Below are 22,299 nucleotides of genomic sequence, written 5' to 3'. Positions count from 1 at the left end.
TCGAAAAGTGACTGACTGGATAAGGGCGTGAATTTTACCCGCATCGGGCCGAGAAAACTATAGGAACGGCCCGCACCCGTGGGCGTGGCGGATATTTCACTGCATTTTCCACCACATTGCAGGATATTGATTTGGGTTAAGTGGTGGTTATCCATTTCTACTGCATAACGAAACGGCTTGTCCAGGCTATTTTCCCCTGATTATGACAGGGTTATTTATACCGATTCGGTCTGAATGATCCCGCTTCCCGTGGCGGTCGTATCCTTTGAGGACGCCGTTGGAGGATGATTCCCATGACACTGGTACTGTTTCCACTCTCCGCTCACCTGCTGCCTGGCGGCATCATGCCGCTGCGCATCTTCGAGCCCAGATACCAGCGCATGATCGCCGAGTCCCGGGAGCGGGAGTTCGCGCTCTGCATGCTGGACCCCCGCCAGCCCGACGCGCTGCGCAACATGTACCCCATCGCCACCCGGGTGCGCATCATCGATTTCGATCTGCTGCCCGATGGTCTGCTCGGCATCACGGTGCTCGGGGTGGAGCGGGTGCGCATCACGGATCTCTGGCAGGAAGAGGACGGTCTGCGGGTCGGCGAGGTGGAGCCCCTTCCCCCCTGGCAGAGCGGCAGGCTCCAGGCGGATCAGCACTCCCTGGCCAAGGCGTTGCAGGATGTGTTCAACGACTATCCGGAGTACGCGGCCCTCTATCCGGAGCCGGACTGGGAGGATGCGAGCTGGGTCGCCCAGCGCTGGCTGGAGGTGCTGCCCATCCCGGTGGAGCAAAAACAGTGGCTGGTGGCGGCCAAGGACAACCAGCCCACCCTCTCCCTGCTGAGCGGTCTGCTGGTCGCGAGCCATTGAATTCCCCTTCCCGGTGATCCTTTTTCCTCGCTCACCGTATTGGGGGTGAACACCACACGCGAGGGATGGCGCAATGGCATATACTGGCCAACCACAATCGGCTCCACGCAGGACATCGCCCCCCATGGACAACCCAGACGGCGACCTCACATCTTTGCTGGTCCGGGTGGCCGAGCGTGCCGACAAGGCTGCCTTCGCCACCCTGTTCCACCACTTCGCGCCGCGCATCCGCAGCTACGGGCTGCGCCACCTCGGCAGCGAAGCCAACGCCATGGAACTGGTGCAGGAGACCATGCTGCTGGTCTGGCAGAAGGCACGGCTCTATCACCCCGACAAGGGCGCCGCCACCACCTGGATCTACACAGTGATGCGCAACCAGAGCTTTGACATGCTGCGTCGCCGCCGCGCCAGCAAGGAGGAGCTCTGCGCCGAGGAGATCTGGCCGCTGCTGGAGTTCCGGGCCGAAGAGGAGCACCTGAGCGGCGGTGAAGACGCGGTGCTGACCCGCCAGATGGCCCACTATGTCGCCACGCTGCCGGAGCCGCAGCAGCAGGTGGTGCGCGGCATCTACCTGCAGGAGCTCTCCCAGCAGGAGCTGGCCGACCGGCTCGGCGTGCCCCTTGGCACCATCAAGTCCCGGCTGCGGCTGGCACTACAGAAACTGAAGGAACAAGTGGAGCAAGGCCATGATTAAGACCCATCCGACTGAACCCATGCTGCGCGCCTTCGCCGCCGACGAGCTGCCTCTGCCGCTGGCCGTCGGTGTCTCCGCCCATTGCGAGTTCTGCCCCGAGTGCGCCGCCCGGGTGAAGGAATTTGAAGAGGCGCTGGCGTGCCAGCATCTCGCCCCTGACGCGCCGGACGAGGCGCTGCCCGCCGGATTCGATGCCATGCTGGCGGGCATACTGCAACAGCCGGTGGCGACGGAGGCGGCGCTCGCCCTTCCCGAGAGCCCGAGGCCAGAGCTCAGGGTGGCGGGTCACAGTTACCGGCTGCCGCGGGCATTGGCACGGCATCATGCCCCCAGGTGGCGTCATCTCGGGGCCATCCGTCAGGTCAGCCTGCCCCTGGACGAGATGGGGGCGCGGGCCAACCTGCTCCACATCGAGGCGGGGGGGCGGATCCCGGAGCACACCCACAAGGGATATGAGCTGACCCTGCTGCTGGCGGGCACCATCGAGGATGGCGACACCCGCTATCAGGTGGGGGATTTCATCTGGCGTGACGCCAGCCACGCCCACAGCCCCCGTACCCCGGACGGCTGCCTCTGTTACACGGTGCAGGATGCCCCCGTGCAGTTCACCAAGGGGTTGTCACGGCTGCTCAACGGCATCAGCCAGCACCTCTATTGAGTTGGGTCACGGCTGCCCGGTGATCGCGGGCTGCCGCGCGACTGAGGCGGTATAACGGCATGAAAAAAGGGACCCTCGGGTCCCTTTTGTGTTGCTTGGGGGCGAAGCCCATCAGGCCACGAAGACCAGGTAGACGACGAAGGCCAGCAGGAAGCGGTAGATGGCGAACGGGATGAAGTCGAGACGACGGATCAGCGCCAGGAAGGTCTTGATGGCGACCATGGCCACCACGAAGGCGGTGACGAAGCCCACCGCAAACATGGGGAAGTCCGCCATGGAGAGGAAATCGCGGCTCTTGTAGAGATCCAGGCCGCTGGCCGCGATCATCATGGGTACCGCCATGATGAAGGAGAATTCCGCTGCCGCGTGGCGGCTGATGCCCATCAGCATGCCGCCGCTGATGGTGGCGCCGGAGCGGGAGAAACCGGGCCAGAGTGCCAGGCACTGGAACAGGCCGATGCCGAAGGCCTGCTTGTAGCTGATGTCGTCCAGGGTCTCCGCGGTCACGGCGGGGCGGAACTTTTCGGCGATGATGAGCAGGATGCCACCAGCCACCAGGGCATACATCACGGTTTCCGGCCCGAACAGATTGGCCTTGATCCAGCTGTGGATAGCCAGCCCGACGACCACGGCAGGCAGCATGCCGAGGATGACGTGCACCAGGGAGAGGGTCGCGTGGCCCGGGGTCGGTTTCTGACCGAAGTGAATGCCGATGAGCCCGAACAGGCGGCGCCAGAACATGACGACCACTGCCAGGATGGAGCCGAGCTGGATCACCACCTCGAAGGTGGCGGCCTTGGGTCCTTCAAACCCGAGGAGGTGGCCGACGATGATCATGTGGCCAGTGGAGGAGACGGGGAGGAACTCGGTCAGGCCTTCCACTATGCCCAGCACAAAGGCGACGAACAGGGCGTAGGATTCGGTCATGGTGCAGATCTCTTGGTTATGGGGTCTGGATAAAATCACCCCGAACGGGTCGGGGCGGCCAATGATGGCGGAAAATCGCGCGGGCAACCAGTGAATATTGGGGATTTCAGCGCCCTGTTCCGGCCGGAAAAGGGCGCTGGCGGACCATGCAGGGCGCGGCTTGCCACATGCTGTCAGAAGCCATGACGGCCCCGTCACGTTCTGACAGTTCAGTCACGCCAGTTGACCTCTGTTTTATGATCTCTTTGTGCTGTCAGGCCAGTATGGACAGGATTTTCTGTTGAAGATCATCGTCCAGGGGGGGCTGCCCCAGGGCGTCGACGGCGCTCGTTATCTGTTGGGGATGGCTGGCGCCGATCAGGGCGCAGCTCACCACGGGGTCGCGCAGCACCCATTGCAGTGCGAGTTGCGACAGGGACTGACCCCGTTGCAGGGCCAGTGCATGCAGGGCGCGGACGGTGGCGAGCTTCTCCTCGGTGATCTGGTCCGCCGTGAGGAAGAGGCTGGCACTGGCGGCGCGGGAATCCGCGGGAATGCCCGCCAGGTAGCGATCGCTCAGCAGCCCCCCCGCCAGGGGCGAGAAGGCGACCACCCCCATGCCGTGCTCCCGGCAGGCCGGCAGGGTGTCGGGCTCAATATCGCGTTGGAACAGGGAGTATTTGAGCTGGTTGACCAGGCAGGGGGTGCCGAGCTCTGCCAGCCGGGCGGCAGCCTTGGCCGCGAGCGGGGCCGGGTAGTTGGAGAGGCCGATGTAGAGCGCCTTGCCCTGGCGCACCATCAGGGCCAGGGCCTGGCAGGTCTCCTCGAGCGGGGTGCGGGGATCCGGCCTGTGGTGATAGAAGATGTCCACGTAGTCGAGGCCCAGACGGCGCAGGCTCTGGTGCAGGCTGGCGAAGAGGTACTTGGCGCTGCCGCCATCGCCGTAGGGGCCGTCCCACATCACGTAGCCCGCCTTGCTGGCGATGATGAGCTCGTCCCGATAGGGAGCCAGGCTCCTCTTGAGCAGCGTGCCGAAGGTCAGTTCGGCAGATCCCGGCGGCGGCCCGTAGTTGTTGGCGAGATCGAAGTGGGTGATCCCCAGATCGAACGCCTGGTGCACCATGGCCTTCGCGGTGGCGGGATCGCTCCCGGCGCCGAAGTTGTGCCAAAGCCCGAGGCCGATGCCGGGCAGGCGCAGGCCGTGGCGGCCCGCCGGTCGGTAGGGCTGGCGCTGGTAGCGGTCGGGGGCGGCGAGGTAGTTGTCATCCATCACGGTGCGGTTCCTTGGGCTGGTGTGCAATGAGGAGCGACGTGCCCTGCGGCGGGCCTCACCCCGGCTGATTCGGTGGTGCCATCGGGGCCGGGGCCGCCATGACGTGGCGGCGCGCCCGGGCCCCTTCGTCTGCCCGAGCGGGGCTGTCAGGGGGCAGGAATAAAGCGATAGCGGGTCTGGTGGCGATAACGCTGCCCCGGCAGCAACCAGGGATCGCCGAGGGCGGGCCGGTTCGGGCTGTCGGGCAATTGCTGGGCCTCCAGGCAGAAGCCGTCGTAATCCCGGTAGGGTCGGCCCTGACGATCCGGTGTGCCGGTCAGCCAGTTGCCGCTGTAGAACTGCAGGGAGGGCTGGTTGGTGTAGACCGCCATGGCCAGCTTGCCATCCCCCGAGATCACCCGGGCGGCCCATGGCTGATTGGACCCACCAAACGGCTCATCAGCAGGCTCAAAATCGCTGTTGTTGAGCAGAAATGCGTGATCGTACCCCTTGGCCAACTGCTGCTGGGGGTGGTCCAGCCACGCCTGGCCGATGGGGCGGGGGGCGCGCAGATCGAAGGGGCCTTCCACCGGGGCGATGGCCAGCGGCAGGCTCTGGTCATCCGTGGGCAGGTAGCGGTCGGCGTCTAGGCTGATGGTGTGGTGGCGGATGTCGCCACCGCCATCCAGGTTGAAGTAGGCGTGGCTGGTGAGGCTGACCGGGCTGGGGGCGTCCGTGCTGGCGCAGAAGTCGACCACCAGATCGCACTGCTCCAGCCGATACTCCAGGCTCACCCTCAGATTGCCGGGAAAGCCCTGATCCCCCGCCCGGGAGAGGAGCGCCAGCTTGACCCTGTCCGCCTCCTGCTCCTTGATCTGCCAGGTGCGGCGATGGAACCCGTCGCGCCCGCCGTGCAGGCAGTTGGCCCCCTGGTTGGCGTCCAGCGTCCAGCACTGGCCTTCCCGCTCAAGGCGGGCGCCGCCGATGCGGTTGGCAAAGCGCCCCGCCACGGCCCCCAGCCATACCTGCTGGGTGAGGTAGGCCTCGTCGGCGCAGCCCAGCAACACCTCCCGCCGCTCTCCCGCCACCGGCAGGGTGAGGGAGGTGAGGGTGGCCCCGTATGTGAGACCGCGCAGCCGCAGTCCCTCCTCGTTTTCCAGCTCGAATCTCATCATGGTTTGCGGTTCCCCGTCGTGATCCCGTCGCCCCCTGCCGACGTCGCGAGTGCCGGGCAGGGGGCGTCACCCGTTGTCAGGCGTGCGTTACAGTCTGCCGGCCCCTGCGCTGGCACGGCAGACGTAGCAGTCCGCCTTGAGGCCGAAACGGGCCGGGTATTCCGCCTCCACCACGGCGATCACCTCGGCCACCTTCTCGGGGCGCAGCAGGGCGACCACGCAGCCGCCAAAACCGCCGCCGGTCATGCGCACACCGCCTTCGCTGCCGAGCCGGGCCTTGATGATCTCCACCAGGCCGTCGATGGGGGGCACGGTGATCTCGAAGTCATCGCGCATGGCGGCGTGGGACTGGCCCATCAGCTCGCCGAGGCGCACCAGATCGCCCTGTGCCAGCGCATCGGCCGCCGCCAGAGTGCGGGCGTTCTCGCCGACCACGTGGCGGGCACGGCGATAGCAGGCCTCGTCCAGACCGGCCTTGCCCGCTTCCAGCGTGGCCAGATCCAGGTCGCGCAGGGCCTTGACCCCGTAGTGACGGGCGGCGGTTTCGCACTGCTGGCGACGGGTGTTGTATTCGCTGTCCACCAGGCCGCGGCGCACGTTGGAGTTGACGATGAGCACCGCCAGATCGGTGGGCATGGGGATGAGCCGGGTCTCCAGGGAACGGCAATCGAGCAGCAGGGCGTGATCCTGCCTGCCGCTCGCGGAGATCATTTGATCCATGATGCCGCAGTTGCAGCCGACGAACTGGTTCTCTGCCTGCTGGCCGTTGAGGGCGATTTCCGCCTGGCTGATGGCCAGCCCCTGGGCCTCCTTGAAGGCCTGGCCGATGGCTACCTCCAGGGAAGCGGAGGAGGAGAGACCCGTCCCCTGAGGCACGTTGCCGGAGACCACCAGATTGAGGCCGCGCAGGGCGTGGCCCCGTGCCTGCAGGTGTTTCACCACGCCGCGGATGTAGTCGCTCCAGCGCTGGCTGGGGTGGTGCTCGATGGGTTGATCGAGACTGAATCGGTCGCGCTGGTTGTCGTAGTCGGCGGCGATCACTTCGACCAGGTTGTCGCCGCGCAGGCCGATGGCGACGCAGGTCTCGTAGTCGATGGCGCAGGGCAGCACGAAGCCGTCGTTGTAGTCTGTGTGCTCGCCGATGAGGTTGACGCGGCCTGGAGCCCGAACCAGCAGGTCGGGTTGTTGCTCAAACTGCTCGGCAAACACGGCGCTGACGCGCTGGCTCGGGGTCATAGGGCCTCCTCGTTGGCCTGGTTCTGGTCGTTGTAGTGGATGGGACTGAGGGCACGCAGCCGTTCGGCCGCCTGTTCCGGGGTGAGATCGCGCTGGGTTTCGGCCAGCATCTCGAAGCCCACCATGAATTTGCGCACCGTGGCGGAGCGCAGCAGGGGCGGATAGAAGTGGGCGTGCAGTTGCCACGCCTCGGGGCAGTCGGAACGGGGCGGGGCGAAGTGCCAGCCCATGGAGTAGGGGAAGCTGCACTGGAACAGGTTGTCGTAGCGGCTGGTGAGCTCCTTGAGCGCGATGGCCAGGTCCTGTTGCTGTTCCCGGGTGAGATCCAGCATGGAGGGGACATGGGCCTTGGGCAGCAGCAGGGTCTCGAACGGCCAGGCTGCCCAGAAGGGCACCACCGCCAGCCAGTGGGCCGTCTCCACCACGATGCGGGAGCGATCCGCCAGCTCCCGCTCCACATAGTCCAGCAGCAGGGGGCGGCCGTGTTCGGCCAGCCAGGCGCGCTGGTGCGCCTCTTCCCGGGCAATCTCGTTGGGCAGGAAGTCGCTGCCCCAGAGCTGGCCATGAGGGTGCGGGTTGGAGCAGCCCATGACGGCGCCCTTGTTTTCAAAGACTTGCACCCATTCCCACTGGTCAGAGAGCTCGGCCACCTGGTCCATCCAGGTGGTGATCACCCCTTCGATGGCGGGCAGGGGCAGCTCGGGCAGGGTCTTGCCGTGATCCGGCGAGAAGCAGATGACCCGGCTGGTGCCCCGGGCGGCTTCCAGCTTCAGCAGGGGATCCGGCGCCGCGTCAGCGGCCGGGGTGTCCTGCATCAGGGCGGCGAAGTCGTTGGTAAAGACGAAGGTGCCCTGATAGTCGGGGTTGATATCGCCGGTCACCCGGGTGTTGCCCGCACAGAGGAAGCAGTCGGGATCATGGGCCTGGCTCGGCGCCTGGCTCACCTTCTCGACCTGGCCTTGCCAGGGGCGCTTGGCCCTGTGAGGGGAGACCAGCACGTACTGGCCGGTGAGCGGGTTGAAGCGGCGGTGGGGGTGATCAACGGGGTTGAACATCATCACTCCAGTGTGTGAGTTGAATACATCCGAAGGCGCAGGCCAGGGCCTACGCCTCGTAACCATTGGGGTTGGCGGACTGCCAGCGCCAGCTGTCGGCGCACATGGCAGCGAGATCCCGGCTGGCGTGCCAGCCCAGTTCCCGAGCGGCCTTGGCGGGATCGGCCCAGCACTCGGCGATGTCGCCGGGGCGCCGTGGCTCGATCCGGTAGGGAAGGGGCCGACCGCAGGCAGCCTCGAACGCTGCGACCATCTGCAACACGCTCTGGCCCTGGCCCGTGCCCAGGTTGTAGGCGTGGACACCGCCCCGTCCGGCGCAGTGTTCCAGAGCCTTGACGTGCCCTTCGGCGAGATCCATCACATGGATGTAGTCGCGCACCCCGGTGCCGTCGATGGTTGGGTAATCGTTACCAAAGACCGAGAGGCAGTCGCGCCGGCCGATGGCGACCTGGGTCAAAAACGGCATCAGATTGTTGGGGATGCCCTGGGGATCCTCCCCCAGAGTGCCGGACTCGTGGGCGCCGACGGGGTTGAAATAGCGCAGCAGGGTCATGCTCCAGTGGGGCTCGGCCCGCTGCAGATCCTCGAGGATCTCCTCGATGATCAGCTTGGATCGGCCATAGGGGTTGGTGGCGCTGCGGGGGAAATCCTCCCGGATCGGGGTGCTGGCGGGATCGCCGTAGACGGTGGCCGACGAGCTGAACACCAGATTGCGTACCCCGGCCCGTTTCATCGCCTGCAGCAATACCAGGGTGCCGCTCAGGTTGTTCTCGTAGTAGTCCAGCGGGATGCGGGTCGACTCGCCGACCGCCTTGAGGGCGGCGAAGTGGATCACGGCGTCGATGTGCTGCTCGCTGAAGATGCGATCCAGCAGGGCCGGGTCACGGATGTCCCCCTCGTAGAAGCGGGGCTCGCGCCCGCTGATGGCGGCGACACGGGTCAGGACGCCCGCCTTACTGTTGCAGAGGTTGTCTACCACCACGGGCTCCATGCCTGCGGCCTGCAAGGCCAGACAGGTGTGGCTGCCGATGTAGCCGCAACCGCCGGTGACCAGTACTTTCATCCGTTGTTCCACCCTCAACTCCTCGCATCAGGAAAGCCTGAGCAGGAGTCTAGCCGAGGGGCTGACGGGCAAACTGTGAGCTGCTTAACAAATATGTGTAAACGATTACACTTGTTTTCATCGACCAATGTGGCAAGTTCTGATTTTTCCCCCTGTTATCAGTGACATTGAACGGTATAATGCGGCCAGTTGCAGCGTGAAATAAGTGAAAACAGCATGAGCACCATCAAGGATGTCGCCCGTTTGGCCAATGTGTCAGTGGCAACGGTTTCACGGGTGATGAACAACTCACCCAAGGCCAGTGCCGCCTCCCGCGAGGTGGTGCTGAAGGCCATGGCCGAGCTGGGCTATACCCCCAACGCCAACGCGCGGGCCCTGGTCAGCCAGACCTGTGACACCATGGGAGTGGTGGTGGGCGACGTGGCGGATCCTTTCTTCGGCGCCCTGGTCAAAGGGGTCGCTGCGGTGGCAGTGGAGCAGGGCTTGCACCTGTTGATGGGTAATGGTTTTCACCGCGCCCAGCAGGAGCGGGAGGCCATCGAGTTGCTCATCGGCAAACGCTGCGAGGCACTGGTGGTGCACAGCAAGGCGCTCGGCGACGAGGAGCTGGTCGACTACGCCCTGCGCGCCCCCGGCATGGTGCTGATCAACCGCGACATTCCGAGTCTGAGGGGGCGCTGCATCGCTCTCAACAACCGCCAGGGTGCGGCGACTGCCACCCGTCATCTGCTGGATCTCGGCCACCGCCATATCGCCTTCCTGAGCTCGGATCACGCCATCGAGGATGCGCTGTTGCGCCACCAAGGCTATCAGGATGCCCTGGCGGAGGCGGAGGTCTTCGCCGATCCCGAGCTGGTGGAGAGCGGCATGCCCAATGAAGAGGGGGGCGAGCGCGCCATGCTCAACCTGCTGGCCAAGGGGTTGCCCATCACGGCGGTGGTGGCCTACAACGACGCCATGGCGGCAGGGGCCATCTCTGTGCTGGCGGACAACGGCCTCAAGGTGCCGGAAGAGGTGTCGGTGGTAGGGTTCGATGACATCATCTACGCCAGATACCTGAGACCCAAGCTCTCCACCATGCGCTATCCCATCGAGCTGATGGCGGCCCAGGCGGCCAAGCTGGCGCTGCAACTCGCCGCAGGGGAGAGCGAATCGGTGCAGAGCCGCATCTATACCCCCACCCTGATCAACCGCCATTCGGTCGCTCCCGTCAGGTCCTGATCGCAGCGCTTGCGCCCCGTCGGCGCAAGCGCTGCACCTGGCGAACCCGTACTGCAGCATATAAAGCGCCCCCATAGCTCAGACGATAGATAGCTCAGAGCATGGCTAGCGCAGACCATAAAGGACTGTCTGAGGAGTGACAACGGTCCCCTCACGCTCCCTGCCTGCCGAACTCGGCAGCTCTTCCCGCTCGTCTGTCACGAGCCCCTCTCCCCCGGCCTGCCGAGCCTCACTTCCGGCCAGATCCTGCCAGACGCCCGTCATGGCTTTTCTCTGCGCCGGGCAGGGCGATCGTGGCCTCTGCACGCTCCTTCGAGAGGCCCGGCTGCGTGCCCGGAACCGGGTTGAGGCGCTCCAGCGCCTGATGAGGCGAGGGGGGCGCGATGTCGGGTCTTTGCCATGGCTTGCTCCGCTGGCTCGGCCATTGCCTCCCGGTTTCACACTCCCGGGCATCTTTTGCCCTTCCGAAGGTTCGCTTTTTCCCCCGTGGGGTCATTTACCCGGATTTATCCGATTTTTACTCCGTTTTACTTAACAAAATGAGTGTAATCGTTTACATCTGTGTGAGCGGGATCGCCGATCACCGGGCAAAACTCTCCTACACTGCAGTGGTTTTCAGCGTGAATGCAGGGAGAAGTGAAGCATGCTCAGGGAGATAGTGGCCCGTCAGGATTGGCAGACCCAGGGGATCACCGCCGTGAACCGGTTGCCAGCCCATACCCCCTTGTCCAGTTGGCGCAGTGAAGGGGAAGCCAGGATGGGGGGGTTGTCACCTTCCCGCCTGCTGCTGGACGGCGAGTGGCAGTTCTCCTGGTTCGAGGCCCCGGAGCGGGTGCCGGAGCAGTGGCTGGTGGAGGATCTGCCGGATGCCTGTCCCATCAAGGTGCCGGGCAACTGGCAACTGGCTGCGGCCTACCCGGGGGCGCGGCCCGTCACGGATGTACCCATCTACACCAACATCAAATACCCCTTTCCCTGCGACCCGCCCCGGGTGCCTGCCGAGAATCCCACCGGTTGCTACTCCCGCGAGTTCACCGTTGCTGCGGACTGGCTGGCCGAGGGGCAGACCCGGATCATCTTCGACGGGGTGGACAGCGCGTTTCACCTCTTCTGCAACGGCCGCTGGGTCGGTTACTCCCAGGACAGCCGGCTGCCGGCGGAATTCGATCTGACCCCCTTCCTTCAGGTCGGGGCCAACCGCCTCGCCGTCCTGGTGCTGCGCTGGTCTGACGGCTCCTATCTGGAAGATCAGGACATGTGGCGCATGAGCGGCATCTTCCGCTCAGTCAGCCTGCTGCACAAACCGGCCCGTCATCTGATGGATATCCGGGTGACGCCCGAGCTCGACGCCTGCTACCGGGATGCCCTCCTCAAGGTTGAATTGCAGGCGGCCAACGGAGCCGGTCTGTCGGTGGAGGCCAACCTCTATGATGGCGACGAGCGGGTGGCGACCCTGCGCCAGCAGATTGGCACCCAGGCCATCGACGAGAAAGGGGTGTATGACGATCGCGCCGAGTTGTGGCTGACGGTAACGGCGCCACACAAGTGGAGCGCCGAGACCCCGCACCTCTATCGCCTGACCTTGACTCTGCTGGACGAGCAGGGAAGCGTCCTCGAGAGCGAGGCCCATGACGTGGGCTTTCGGGCGGTGGAGATCCGTGGCGGCCTGCTGCGGGTCAACGGCCAGCCCCTGCTGATTCGTGGTGCCAATCGCCATGAACACCATCCCGCCACGGGTCACGTGGTGACCCCGGCCGACATGGAGCAGGATCTGCTGCTGATGAAGCGGCACAACTTCAACGCGGTGCGCTGCTCCCACTATCCCAATCAACCCGAACTCTATCGCCTGTGCGACCGGCTCGGCCTCTATGTGGTGGACGAGGCGAACCTGGAGACCCACGGCATGACCCCCATGGGGCGGCTGGCGCGGGATCCCGCCTGGAGCAACGCCTTTCTGGAGCGGGTCACCCGTATGGTGGCCCGGGACTTCAACCACCCCTGCATCATCATCTGGTCCCTGGGGAACGAATCAGGTTATGGCCCGGCCCACGACGCTATGTATCGCTGGGTGAAGGGGGCTGATCCCAGCCGCCCGGTGCAGTACGAAGGGGGCGGGGCCGACACCCCGGCCACCGACATCATCTGCCCCATGTATGCCCGTACCCATCAGGATCAACCCTTCCCGGCGGTGCCCAAGTGGGCACTGGCCAAGTGGATCGGCCTGCCGGAAGAGACCCGGCCGTTGATCCTGTGCGAATACGCCCACGCCATGGGCAACAGCCTGGGGGGCTATGCCCATTACTGGCAGGCATTTCGCGATCATCCGCGGCTGCAGGGTGGGTTTGTCTGGGATTGGGTCGATCAGGGGCTGGACAAGCAGGCCGACGATGGCCGCCATTTCTGGGCCTATGGTGGCGATTTCGGCGACACTCCCAACGATCGCCAGTTCTGCTGCAACGGCCTGCTGTTCCCCGATCGCACCCCCCATCCCTCCCTGTTTGAAGCCCGGCGTGCCCAGCAGCCCTTTGTTCTTACCCTGCAGGGTCGCCAGCCGCTGACGGTGGAGATCCGCAGCGAATACCTGTTCCGCGAGACGGATAACGAGACTCTGCAGTGGCGTCTGTGTGAAGACGGCGTGGTGGTGAGCCAGGGTGAATGCCCGCTCGCGCTGGCCCCCCGGGGGAGCGTGACGCTGACCCTGCTGGAGCAACTGCCGGCCTTTGCGCCGGGGGCGCTCGCCTGGCTGGATCTCGCCATCGTGCAGCCCACCGCCACGGCCTGGGCCGGAGCGGGTCACGAGGTGGCTCGCCAGCAATGCCTGTTGCCCGCGCCCCTGGCGCTGCCGTCGGCCTGCCTGGCGGTCAGCCTGACCGAGCAGCGCGATCACTGGGTGCTTGGCGCCGCAGATTCCCTGTGGCAGCTCGACAAGGCCAGTGGTCGCATCGTCAGCTGGCAGAAGCAGGGCCGCGAGCGGCTGCGCGACGCCATCGCCGATCATTTCTATCGGGCGCCGCTCGACAACGATATCGGCACCAGCGAGGCGGATCACGCCGATCCCAACGCCTGGATTGCCCGCTGGCAGGAGGCCGGACTCAATGATCTGCAGCACCGCTGTCTCGGCCTGGAGGCGAGTCCGGAGCTGGGTCTCATCACGGCGCACCACGGCTACTTCGTGGGTGACGAACCGAAGATCCTGACCCGCTGGCATCACAGGGTGGACGGGGAGGGCGCCATGCACCTCGCCATCGAGGTGGAGGTGGCCGCCGACATGCCCTCCCTGCCGCGCATCGGTGCCCGGCTCTGGCTGGCTGATGAACCGGCCGAAGGTGCCCCGGTGAGCTGGCTGGGGCTTGGCCCCCACGAGAATTACCCGGATCGCCGGCTCGCCGCCGATCTCGGTCGCTGGCAATTGCCCATCGAGGCGTTGCACACCCCTTATGTCTTCCCGACCGACAACGGACTGCGCTGCGATACCCGCGCACTGCAACTGGGGGATCTGGCGGTGGAGGGGCGCTTCCACTTCAGTGTCAGCCGCTACAGTCAGCAGCAGCTGGCCGAAGCCCGTCACCAGACCGATCTGGCGGCCCTGGGGGGCACGCACCTGTGCCTCGATGGCTTCCACATGGGGGTGGGAGGCGACGACTCCTGGAGCCAGAGCGTGCGGCCCGAGTTCTGGCTGTTGCCGGGGCGTTATCAGTGGCACTGCCGTCTGCGCTAGCCGGACCCGCCGTCGCGAGATGGCGAGACTCAAAGGCGGTTTCTCACGTAACTATTTAATTTTTAACAATATTACGGCTATGTAACAGAGTGTAAACGTTTTCATTTTGTTGCCAGGATCACAGACCGCCTCACAACAAACTGATTACATTAGGCTGGCGCCAGCTCAAACGGTGTACAGCATTCCCTACAAAAAACAGATAGAGATCGGAGCATAACAATGAAAAAACTCACGACAGTTGCCACCTTGCTGATGGGACTGATGGCGGGAGCCCAAGCCCAGGCCGATACCCGTATCGGGGTCACCGTCTACAAGTACGACGACAACTTCATGGCCGTGGTGCGCAAGGCCATCGAGAAAGAAGCGGCGGCCACCCCGGGTGTGGAACTGCTGATGAACGACTCCCAGAACGACCAGTCCAAGCAGAACGACCAGATCGATGTACTGCTGGCCAAGGGCGTGAAGGCCCTGGCCATCAACCTGGTTGACCCGGCGGCGGCCCCTGTCGTGATTGAGAAAGCCCGTGCGGACGAGATCCCCGTGGTCTTCTACAACAAGGAACCGAGCGCGGCCGACCTGGCCAGCTATGACAAGGCCTACTACGTGGGCACCGACTCCAAGGAGTCCGGCATCATCCAGGGCCAGCTGATCGCCAAGCACTGGAAAGCGCACCCCGAGTGGGATCTGAACAAGGATGGCGTCATCCAGTTCGTGCTGCTCAAGGGTGAGCCTGGCCACCCGGATGCGGAAGCACGCACCACCTACGTCGTCAAGACCCTGAACGATGGCGGCATCAAGACCGAGCAACTGCACATGGATACCGGTATGTGGGATACCGCCATGGCCAAGGACAAGATGGACGCCTGGATCTCCGGTCCGAACGCCAACAAGATCGAAGTGGTCATCGCCAACAACGACGGCATGGCGATGGGCGCCGTGGAATCCCTGAAGGCCCAGGGCAAGACCGCCATCCCGGTGTTCGGTGTTGATGCCCTGCCGGAAGCCCTGGCCATGGTCAAGAGCGGTGCCATGGCTGGTACCGTGCTGAACGATGCGGCCAACCAGGCCAAGGCCACCTTCGAGCTGACCAAGAACCTGGCCGAAGGCAAGCCGGCCGGTGAAGGCACCAACTGGAAGATCGACAACAAGGTCGTCCGCGTTGCCTACGTGGGCGTAGACAAAGACAACCTGTCCCAATTCGAGTAATTCCTCCCCTCAGGGCAAGGGAGATCCCCTTGCCCTCTTTTCAACCAGATGTGATGGCTGATATGACAACACGGCAACAATCAGAATGGCTGTTGGAGATGATTGACGTCAGTAAGAGCTTTCCTGGCGTCAAGGCACTCGATAATGTCAATTTACGGGTCCGTCCTCATTCTGTGCATGCGTTGATGGGCGAGAATGGCGCAGGGAAGTCCACGCTGCTCAAGTGCCTGTTCGGCATCTACGAGAAGGATCAGGGCAAGATCTTCTTCAAGGGACAGGAGATCAACTTCACCTCGTCCAAAGAGGCGCTGGAGAATGGCGTTTCCATGGTGCACCAGGAGCTGAACCTGGTACTGCAACGCACCGTGATGGACAACATGTGGCTCGGCCGCTATCCCACCAAGGGACTGTTTGTCGACCACGGCAAGATGTATCAGGACACCAAGCATATCTTCGAGGAGCTGGACATCGACATCGACCCCAGGGTCAAGGTCGGCACCCTGTCGGTTTCCCAGATGCAGATGATCGAGATTGCCAAGGCATTCTCCTATGACGCCAAGATCGTCATCATGGACGAACCCACCTCCTCCCTGACCGAGAAAGAGGTCAACCACCTCTTCAAGATCATCAACAAGCTCAAGGAGAAGGGGTGCGGCATCGTCTACATCTCCCACAAGATGGAAGAAATCTTCCAGCTCTGTGACGAGATCACCATATTGCGGGATGGCCAGTGGGTGGCGACCCAGCCCCTCAAGGGCATGACCATGGATCAGATCATCGGCATGATGGTCGGCCGCGAGCTCACCCAGCGCTTCCCGGAAAAAACCAACCAGCCCAAAGAGGTGATCCTCGAGGTCGAGCACCTGACGGCCAAGAACCAGCCTTCCATCAAGGACGTGACCTTCAACCTGCACAAGGGGGAGATCCTCGGCATCGCCGGTCTGGTGGGGGCCAAGCGCACCGACATCGTGGAGACCCTGTTCGGCATCCGCGATCGCAGCGAAGGGACCATCAAGCTGCACGGCAAAGAGGTGGCGAACCACAACGCCCACGAGGCGATCCAGAACGGCTTCGCCCTGGTGACCGAGGAGCGCCGCTCTACCGGGATCTATTCACGCCTCGACATCGCCTTCAACTCCCTGATCGCCAACATGGACAACTACAAGGGATCCATGGGGCTGCTCAGCGACAACAAGATGAAGAGCGATACCCAGTGGGTCATCGACTCCATGCGGGTCAAGACACCGACCCAGCAGACCCAGATCGGCTCCCTCTCCGGTGGCAACCAGCAGAAGGTGATCATCGGTCGCTGGCTGCTGACCCAGCCCGAGATCCTGATGCTGGATGAACCGACCCGGGGTATCGACGTCGGCGCCAAGTTCGAGATCTACCAGCTCATCCTGGAGCTGGCGAAGAAGGACAAGGGCATCGTCATCATCTCCTCCGAAATGCCGGAACTGCTCGGCATCACGGACCGCATCATGGTCATGAGCAATGGCCGGGTCGCGGGGATCGTCAACACCAAAGAAACTGACCAGAGCGAGATCCTGCGCCTGGCATCTCTGTACCTATAAAGACAGGAAGACATTATGGAGTCGGCTAAAAATTTCAATCTGATGCAGGCGCTCAAAGAGAACGGCATCTATGTGGTGTTGCTGGTGTTGCTCATGATCATCGTGATCAAGGAGCCCTCCTTCCTCAGCCTCACCAACCTCAGCAACATCCTGACCCAGTCCTCGGTACGGGTCATCATCGCCCTCGGGGTGGCGGGCATCATCATCACCCAGGGTACTGACCTGTCGGCCGGTCGCCAGGTCGGCCTGGCAGCGCTGATCGCGGCCACCATGCTGCAGGCCCTGACCAACGTCAACAAGGTCTTCCCCACCCTGGGGGAGGTGCCCATTCCGGCGGTGATCCTGCTGGTGTGCGTGGTGGGGGCCCTGATTGGTCTGGTCAACGGCCTGATTGTCGCCTACCTGAACGTGACGCCCTTCATCACCACCCTGGGCACCATGATCATCGTCTACGGCATCAACTCCCTCTATTTTGACTCCGTGGGGGCTTCCCCGGTAGCCGGGTTTGATCCTCGCTTCTCCAACTTTGCGCAGGGCTTCATCCGGATTGGCGGGTTCAAGCTCTCGTACCTGACCTTCTATGCGGCCATCGCCAGCGTCTTCGTCTGGGTGCTGTGGAACAAGACCCGCTTTGGCAAGAACATCTTCGCCATCGGTGGCAACCCGGAAGCGGCCAAGGTGTCCGGCGTCAACGTCGCCGTCAACCTGGTGGTCATCTATGCCCTGGCCGGTGTCTTCTACGCCTTCGGCGGCATGCTGGAAGCGGGGCGGATCGGCAGTGCCACCAACAACCTCGGCTTCATGTACGAGCTGGATGCCATCGCGGCCTGCGTGGTGGGGGGCGTTTCGTTTGCCGGCGGTGTGGGAACTGTCGCGGGTGTGATCACCGGCGTACTTATCTTCACGCTGATCAACTATGGTTTGACCTACATCGGTGTCAGCCCTTACTGGCAGTTCATCATCAAGGGCGGCATCATCATCCTGGCGGTAGCCCTGGACTCCATGAAGTACGCCAAGAAGAAATAAGCATTGGCAGGGAGGGCCGGGTCATCCCGGCCCTTTCTCTTTGGAGGGACCCATACCATGGCATTCAAAGTCAAAATCAACGTACTGTTGCTGCTCGCCATTCTGGTCACCATCGGTACCGCCTGGTTCAGCGTCAACCATTTCATCAGCGGCTACATCCGCATCCAGGCCACCCAGAACATCAACGAGCAGATCACCCTGGTCAGGGAGAAGCTGGCGGGTGACATCACCCAGAAGGTGCTGCTGGCCGCCAACCTGAACCTCGGGGTGACCAGCGTCAAGAAGGCGCTGCAGGAGACCGGCTTTCACAACATCGTCAAGCTCATTGGCGACATGGCATTCGACGCGAACGGGGTCATCGACGACAAGGCCAGGGTTGACGCCCTGCGCAAGCTGATCCCCGCCGCCAACAACCAGATCACCGTCAGCCCGCTGGAGCAGCTGGACGGCAAACCCGTCATCTCCATCCTGGTGCCGCGCGGTGCAGACTCCGCCTACCTCTACTACCTCGACATGAGCGAGTTCAAGACGCTGCTGACCAAGGTAAGCGGGGAAGGGCGTTACTTCTCCCTCACCGACAGTCAGGGACAGGTGCTCTACAGCAGCAAGCCCCAGGGAGAGAGCGAGAGCCGCCCCAACAAGCTGGATATTCGCGGCAGCGAGTGGACCCTGACCGGTTATGTGGATCTCGACTATATCCGGGCCATGACCCAGGCGCTCAACGGCAAGATCACCCTGGCCCTGCTCGGGGTGGCGGCGCTGGTACTGGCCCTCTCCATGGTGGCCCTCAACCTGGCCTATAGACCCATCCTCTCCTTGCGCGACCTGGTGCAGGAGCTCTCCCAGGGCAATGGGGATCTGACCCGCCGGCTCACGGTGACCAGCAAGGATGATCTCGGCCAGATCTCGGCGGGCATCAACCGTTTCATCGAGCAGTTGCAGAGCATGATGGGGGAGGTGAGACAAGCGAGCGGCCAGCTCAATGAAGGGATATCGGCATTGGCGAGGCAGACGGGGTCAGCCCAGGGCCTGCTGGCGGAGCATGTGCGGGAGACCGAACAGGTGGTCACCGCCATCAACGAGATGAGCCGTACTGCCGTCTCGGTATCGGAGAGCGCGGCCAATACTGCCCAGCTGACCGGCCAGAGCCAGCAACTGGCCAACCAGTCGCGTCAGGTGGTGGATCAGGCCATGGCCAGCGTCACTGCGCTGGTGACGGAGGTGGAGACCACGGCACACTCCATCGAAGCCATGCAGCAGGATGTGCAGCAGATAGGCTCGATTCTCGGGGTCATCGGTGGCATCGCAGAGCAGACCAACCTGCTGGCCCTCAACGCCGCCATCGAGGCGGCCCGGGCCGGGGAGCAGGGGCGGGGGTTTGCGGTGGTGGCGGACGAAGTGCGCTCTCTGGCGGGACGCACCCAGAAGAGCACTGCCGAGATCCAGACCATGCTGACCCGGCTGCAACGGGGCACCCAGACCGTGGTGGCCGCCATGGGCAACACCCGGCAGAGCTGCCAGGATGCGGCGGAAAACACCAGCAAGGTGAATGCGTCGCTGGATCTGATGGCGGGAGAAGTGGTGGAGATCAACGATCTCATCAGCCATATCGCCACGGCCGCGGAGGAGCAGAGTGCCGTCGCCGAGGAGATCAATCGCAACATGAGTGCCATCGCCGAGGTGATCACCCAGCTCAAGGGGAATGGCGAGCGCACCGTGGACAGCTCAAACGCCATGCAGCGCACCTATGACAGGCTGCGGGAGATAGTGGGACACTTCCGGCTGGAATAGCGCCGGCTGGGCGAGTCCCGGTTACCCTGGCCAGCAATGCCGTGATCGGGGTGACCCATCAGCGGGTAGACGTGAAAAATACCCAAAAAAGATGGGGGCGACTTGCGTCGCCCCCGATAGTCTTATCGCTCATATCCTTGAACGAAGTTGCTCCCTGCAATCCCTGACTATACCTCTTCCTTTAGGTTTCCCCTTCCCAATCCTTTGGGGTGTCCTTTAGCCATCATGGCCTGACGAGTCATCCGTTCCCGTCGCACTTTCTCCGTCCTGGGAGGTGTCCTTTACCACATCCTGTGGTGAGTCCATTTGCCCAACCCTGGCAGCCAGTCTTCCTGACCGACTTCATTGCGTCCGTGCAGGAGTAACTATAAGGATTTCGCGCAGGGCGACAATGACATGCTGAAAAACGTTTTATTCAAACTGGTTTCCCGCGAAAGGATAATGAAGTTATCTTTTTTAAAATCATGGTTTTAATGATCTCTCATGCTGTTTTTTTACGCGCATCTTCCGACTATGGCGAGAATTTTGTTGGCACTTTGCTTACGCAGTCGATAGCGAATGTCTCACAAGGCGTTTAACTGCGGTTCAGAATCCGGGGAGACCGGTCAGTGTCGATCGCAGATGAGGGTGGAGGAGGGCAACGGGCATGATGCAGGTGGCGTGGTCCGGATCCCATTCAGGAGATAAAGGAGGTAAAGGAGGGAAAGCTGAGATGACCCAAGAGGAGATCGCCTCCCCTTGGGCGAGAGGGTCAGGGATGCTGGCTGCCACCGTGCCATTGGCATAGGTAGGCGGGGACCAGCATCTGGGGTGCCTGGTCAACGTGACAGACCACCAGCGGCATGGCGGGGGCTCCCTGGGCATGCACCAGGGCCGGTGTCATGGGCAGGACCAGGGCGATGAGCAGAAACAGCGACGGGATCTTCATGGTTATCTCCTTGGTGACGGGAACGAATGTAACAAGCATCACTTTTTGAGTTAAGGCGAACCCGAAATCGGCGCAAGGTGACTGAAAAAATTCAACTAATGAAAAAACTTTGAATCCCGGTTGCACTCCGGTCGGTGAAAAAGCCGCCATCAGGATGCGTGCAAAATGCATATCCATATAAAAGAGATAGTGCACACGACTTGGCAATGAGGCTCGCCATCTGGCCCGGGCAGGCCGCCATGATCTGGGACAATAGATGGATTATTCAGCGATAAAGGAGCAGGTGATTATTTATGTGAGAGCAAACGGGATGATAAGCGAGGATAAATTCAAAGGTGGGTGAAGTTTATTCAAAAAATGAGCGATTTGATTTTAATGTAATGATTTATTTGATATTTTTTATTGGTGACTATCCATTTGTGGATATCATGGATGAATGGAATTGCGTTCTTTGTGGAATATATTGGGGATTTATTGCGTATTTATGCCGGATGGAGGGTGAGGGAAATGTCAGATATGTAAACTCCATCATAAATTAACTTCTGAATTTATGCAGTCTCGGGTGAATGTGATCAATGTCCAAGTTTGGTGGAGTTGCCAGACCTAATCTCTGCGTCGAAAGGCAAGGGCAGGATAGAACACAAGCCGAGTACCCTACATAAAGAATATCCCGCCTTAGCCACGAGCCTGAATAGAAGGAATCTATTCAATCACTCGCAGGGACCACTGCTAGACGGAATATCATCATGAGCAAATTTTATGTAGGTTCTGAATGTACAGATCTAGTTATCACCTGACACCGGCCTCAAACCGGTGTCTTGTTTACGCTACTTTAGTGCGCACTTCCTTCGGTATCAATTTCAGACCCTTCTTGAACATGCTGTAGGGGGTCTGACCCTCCATCATCCTGCCCTGATGTGGCCGCTGGGTGTTGTAGTGTCCCAGGTAGCTATCCAGGTCTGTCTGCATCTGTTCTACCGACTCATACCAGGTCGTTCTCCCCTTGATACGGAAGTGTTCATCCAGCAGGGTGCGATGTAGCCGCTCGATAAAGCCGTTGCTCTGCGGCCTGCGTACCTTGGTGGTCCGGTGCTCAATCCCCTCCAGTTGCAGGAACAGCTCGTAGGGGTGATGGTCAGGGCGCCCGCAGAACTCGCGCCCGTTATCTGACAGGATGGTATAGACCCGCGCCTCGTGAGCCTCGAAGAACGGCAGGACCGTTTCGTTGAGCACATGGACCGAGGTCACCGGCAGCTTGCTGGTGTAGAGCCGTCCCCAGGCGTGGCGGCTGTAGCAGTCCAGTACGGTTTGCAGATACACCTTGCCCACCCCCTTGAGTGCGCCGACGAAGAAGGTGTCGACCGCCACCAGTTCCCCGGTGTAGTGAACCTCAATTTGGCGTTCGCGAAACTCGGGGCTGAAGCGCTCGAGCAGGCGGATCTGCTCGTCATTGAGCTCAATCGTCTGTTCCCTGTGGGTTTTCTCGAGGCGCAACAAGCGGTCATGCTTGGAGAGCAAGTCGTGACGTTGCCACACGCCACGCACACCGCCCGCACTGACGTTGATGCCTTGCAGAGCCAGTTCTTGCGCGACCCGCAGCGGGCCATGGGTTGGTCTGGTGAGAGAGTAATCGAGGATAGCCTGTTCAATCTCGGGAGCGACCCGGTTGGGATGCGCCCCTTTACAGCCGGGTAGTTTGTCGAGCAAGCCCTCGGCGCCATAGGTCTGATAGTTACGGCGAATTTCGTAGAACTGCTGACGGCTGTAGCCGATGAGCTTGCAGGCTTTGCTGACGTTATTGAGCTCTTTGGCGAGCTCTAGCAGGCTGAGTTTGCGACGTGCTACTTTCTCGTTGGTGGTCATACGGTGACTCCGGATAACACGGTAGGGGTACCGTTTTGTTATCCGGTTTGAAGCCGTATGACCACTCCCTTTT

17 protein-coding genes are annotated in these 22,299 nt (G+C 62.3%); 9 read left to right on the top strand and 8 right to left on the bottom strand.

Going from position 1 to position 22,299, the window contains the following annotated elements; genetic code table 11:
• The first annotated feature begins 293 nt into the window (after positions 1–293).
• From ACPW74_RS18845 to ACPW74_RS18835, 3 genes are all read left to right on the top strand, one after another.
• On the top strand, positions 294–860 hold the full coding sequence (locus ACPW74_RS18845; RefSeq protein ID WP_010676027.1) for an LON peptidase substrate-binding domain-containing protein: 567 nt from the start codon (positions 294–296) through the stop codon (positions 858–860).
• A 124-nt stretch (positions 861–984) separates the two neighbouring features.
• A complete protein-coding gene (locus ACPW74_RS18840) occupies positions 985–1,554 on the top strand; it encodes a sigma-70 family RNA polymerase sigma factor (RefSeq protein WP_010676026.1) in 570 nt (189 codons plus the stop codon).
• Positions 1,547–2,212, top strand: coding sequence for a ChrR family anti-sigma-E factor (locus tag ACPW74_RS18835; protein ID WP_425858431.1), 666 nt, complete (start codon positions 1,547–1,549; stop codon positions 2,210–2,212). Before ACPW74_RS18840 ends, ACPW74_RS18835 begins: the two co-directional genes overlap by 8 nt.
• Positions 2,213–2,323: 111 nt before the next feature.
• Here the strand turns inward: ACPW74_RS18835 and bacA are convergent, their stop codons facing one another.
• The 6 genes from bacA to galE form a co-directional block, all read right to left on the bottom strand.
• Positions 2,324–3,139: an undecaprenyl-diphosphate phosphatase gene (bacA, locus tag ACPW74_RS18830; protein WP_010676024.1), complete on the bottom strand. Its 816-nt coding sequence runs from the start codon at positions 3,137–3,139 to the stop codon at positions 2,324–2,326.
• A 253-nt stretch (positions 3,140–3,392) separates the two neighbouring features.
• Complete coding sequence (locus tag ACPW74_RS18825; protein ID WP_279982118.1) at positions 3,393–4,388, bottom strand: aldo/keto reductase; 996 nt, start codon at positions 4,386–4,388, stop codon at positions 3,393–3,395.
• Between the two features lie 149 nt (positions 4,389–4,537).
• Positions 4,538–5,545: a galactose-1-epimerase gene (locus tag ACPW74_RS18820; protein WP_410487742.1), complete on the bottom strand. Its 1,008-nt coding sequence runs from the start codon at positions 5,543–5,545 to the stop codon at positions 4,538–4,540.
• A gap of 87 nt (positions 5,546–5,632) precedes the next feature.
• The gene (gene galK, locus ACPW74_RS18815) at positions 5,633–6,781 is read right to left on the bottom strand and encodes a galactokinase (RefSeq protein WP_279982116.1); all 1,149 of its coding nucleotides are present in this window, start codon (positions 6,779–6,781) and stop codon (positions 5,633–5,635) included.
• Positions 6,778–7,836, bottom strand: a complete 1,059-nt coding sequence (locus ACPW74_RS18810; protein ID WP_202040182.1) for a UDP-glucose--hexose-1-phosphate uridylyltransferase — start codon at positions 7,834–7,836, stop codon at positions 6,778–6,780. The genes galK and ACPW74_RS18810 overlap by 4 nt, the downstream gene beginning before the upstream one ends.
• Before the next feature lie 49 nt (positions 7,837–7,885).
• Positions 7,886–8,899: a UDP-glucose 4-epimerase GalE gene (gene galE / locus ACPW74_RS18805; RefSeq protein ID WP_279982114.1), complete on the bottom strand. Its 1,014-nt coding sequence runs from the start codon at positions 8,897–8,899 to the stop codon at positions 7,886–7,888.
• 216 nt (positions 8,900–9,115) lie between these two features.
• Between galE and ACPW74_RS18800 the strand changes: the two genes are divergently transcribed.
• The 6 genes from ACPW74_RS18800 (at position 9,116) to ACPW74_RS18775 (ending at position 19,435) form a co-directional block, all read left to right on the top strand.
• A complete protein-coding gene (locus tag ACPW74_RS18800; protein WP_010676018.1) occupies positions 9,116–10,120 on the top strand; it encodes a substrate-binding domain-containing protein in 1,005 nt (334 codons plus the stop codon).
• 643 nt (positions 10,121–10,763) lie between these two features.
• Positions 10,764–13,838: a beta-galactosidase gene (locus ACPW74_RS18795; protein WP_279982113.1), complete on the top strand. Its 3,075-nt coding sequence runs from the start codon at positions 10,764–10,766 to the stop codon at positions 13,836–13,838.
• Between the two features lie 219 nt (positions 13,839–14,057).
• Positions 14,058–15,044 carry a galactose/glucose ABC transporter substrate-binding protein MglB gene (mglB, locus tag ACPW74_RS18790; RefSeq protein WP_010676016.1) on the top strand — a complete coding sequence of 329 codons (987 nt, stop codon included), beginning with the start codon at positions 14,058–14,060 and terminating at the stop codon, positions 15,042–15,044.
• 53 nt (positions 15,045–15,097) lie between these two features.
• On the top strand, positions 15,098–16,618 hold the full coding sequence (gene mglA / locus ACPW74_RS18785) for a galactose/methyl galactoside ABC transporter ATP-binding protein MglA (RefSeq protein ID WP_010676015.1): 1,521 nt from the start codon (positions 15,098–15,100) through the stop codon (positions 16,616–16,618).
• Positions 16,619–16,633: 15 nt separating this feature from the next.
• Positions 16,634–17,644, top strand: coding sequence for a galactose/methyl galactoside ABC transporter permease MglC (gene mglC / locus ACPW74_RS18780; RefSeq protein WP_010676014.1), 1,011 nt, complete (start codon positions 16,634–16,636; stop codon positions 17,642–17,644).
• Between the two features lie 57 nt (positions 17,645–17,701).
• Positions 17,702–19,435 (top strand): methyl-accepting chemotaxis protein, encoded by a 1,734-nt coding sequence (locus ACPW74_RS18775; protein ID WP_279982111.1) that lies wholly within the window; start codon positions 17,702–17,704, stop codon positions 19,433–19,435.
• 751 nt (positions 19,436–20,186) lie between these two features.
• On the opposite strand, the gene ACPW74_RS18770 is transcribed toward ACPW74_RS18775, so the two are convergent.
• Together ACPW74_RS18770 and ACPW74_RS18765 are read right to left on the bottom strand one after the other, a co-directional pair.
• On the bottom strand, positions 20,187–20,363 hold the full coding sequence (locus tag ACPW74_RS18770; RefSeq protein WP_174213875.1) for a hypothetical protein: 177 nt from the start codon (positions 20,361–20,363) through the stop codon (positions 20,187–20,189).
• An 822-nt stretch (positions 20,364–21,185) separates the two neighbouring features.
• Complete coding sequence (locus tag ACPW74_RS18765) at positions 21,186–22,226, bottom strand: IS481-like element ISAs19 family transposase (protein ID WP_104452167.1); 1,041 nt, start codon at positions 22,224–22,226, stop codon at positions 21,186–21,188.
• Positions 22,227–22,299: the final 73 nt, after the last annotated feature.

It is taken from the genome of Aeromonas sp. INTO2 (assembly GCF_049860605.1).
In the GTDB taxonomy this organism is placed as follows: Bacteria; Pseudomonadota; Gammaproteobacteria; order Enterobacterales; family Aeromonadaceae; genus Aeromonas; species Aeromonas caviae.
The sequence above is the reverse complement of the archived record's forward strand: the minus strand, read 5'-3'. Positions and strand labels throughout refer to the sequence as shown.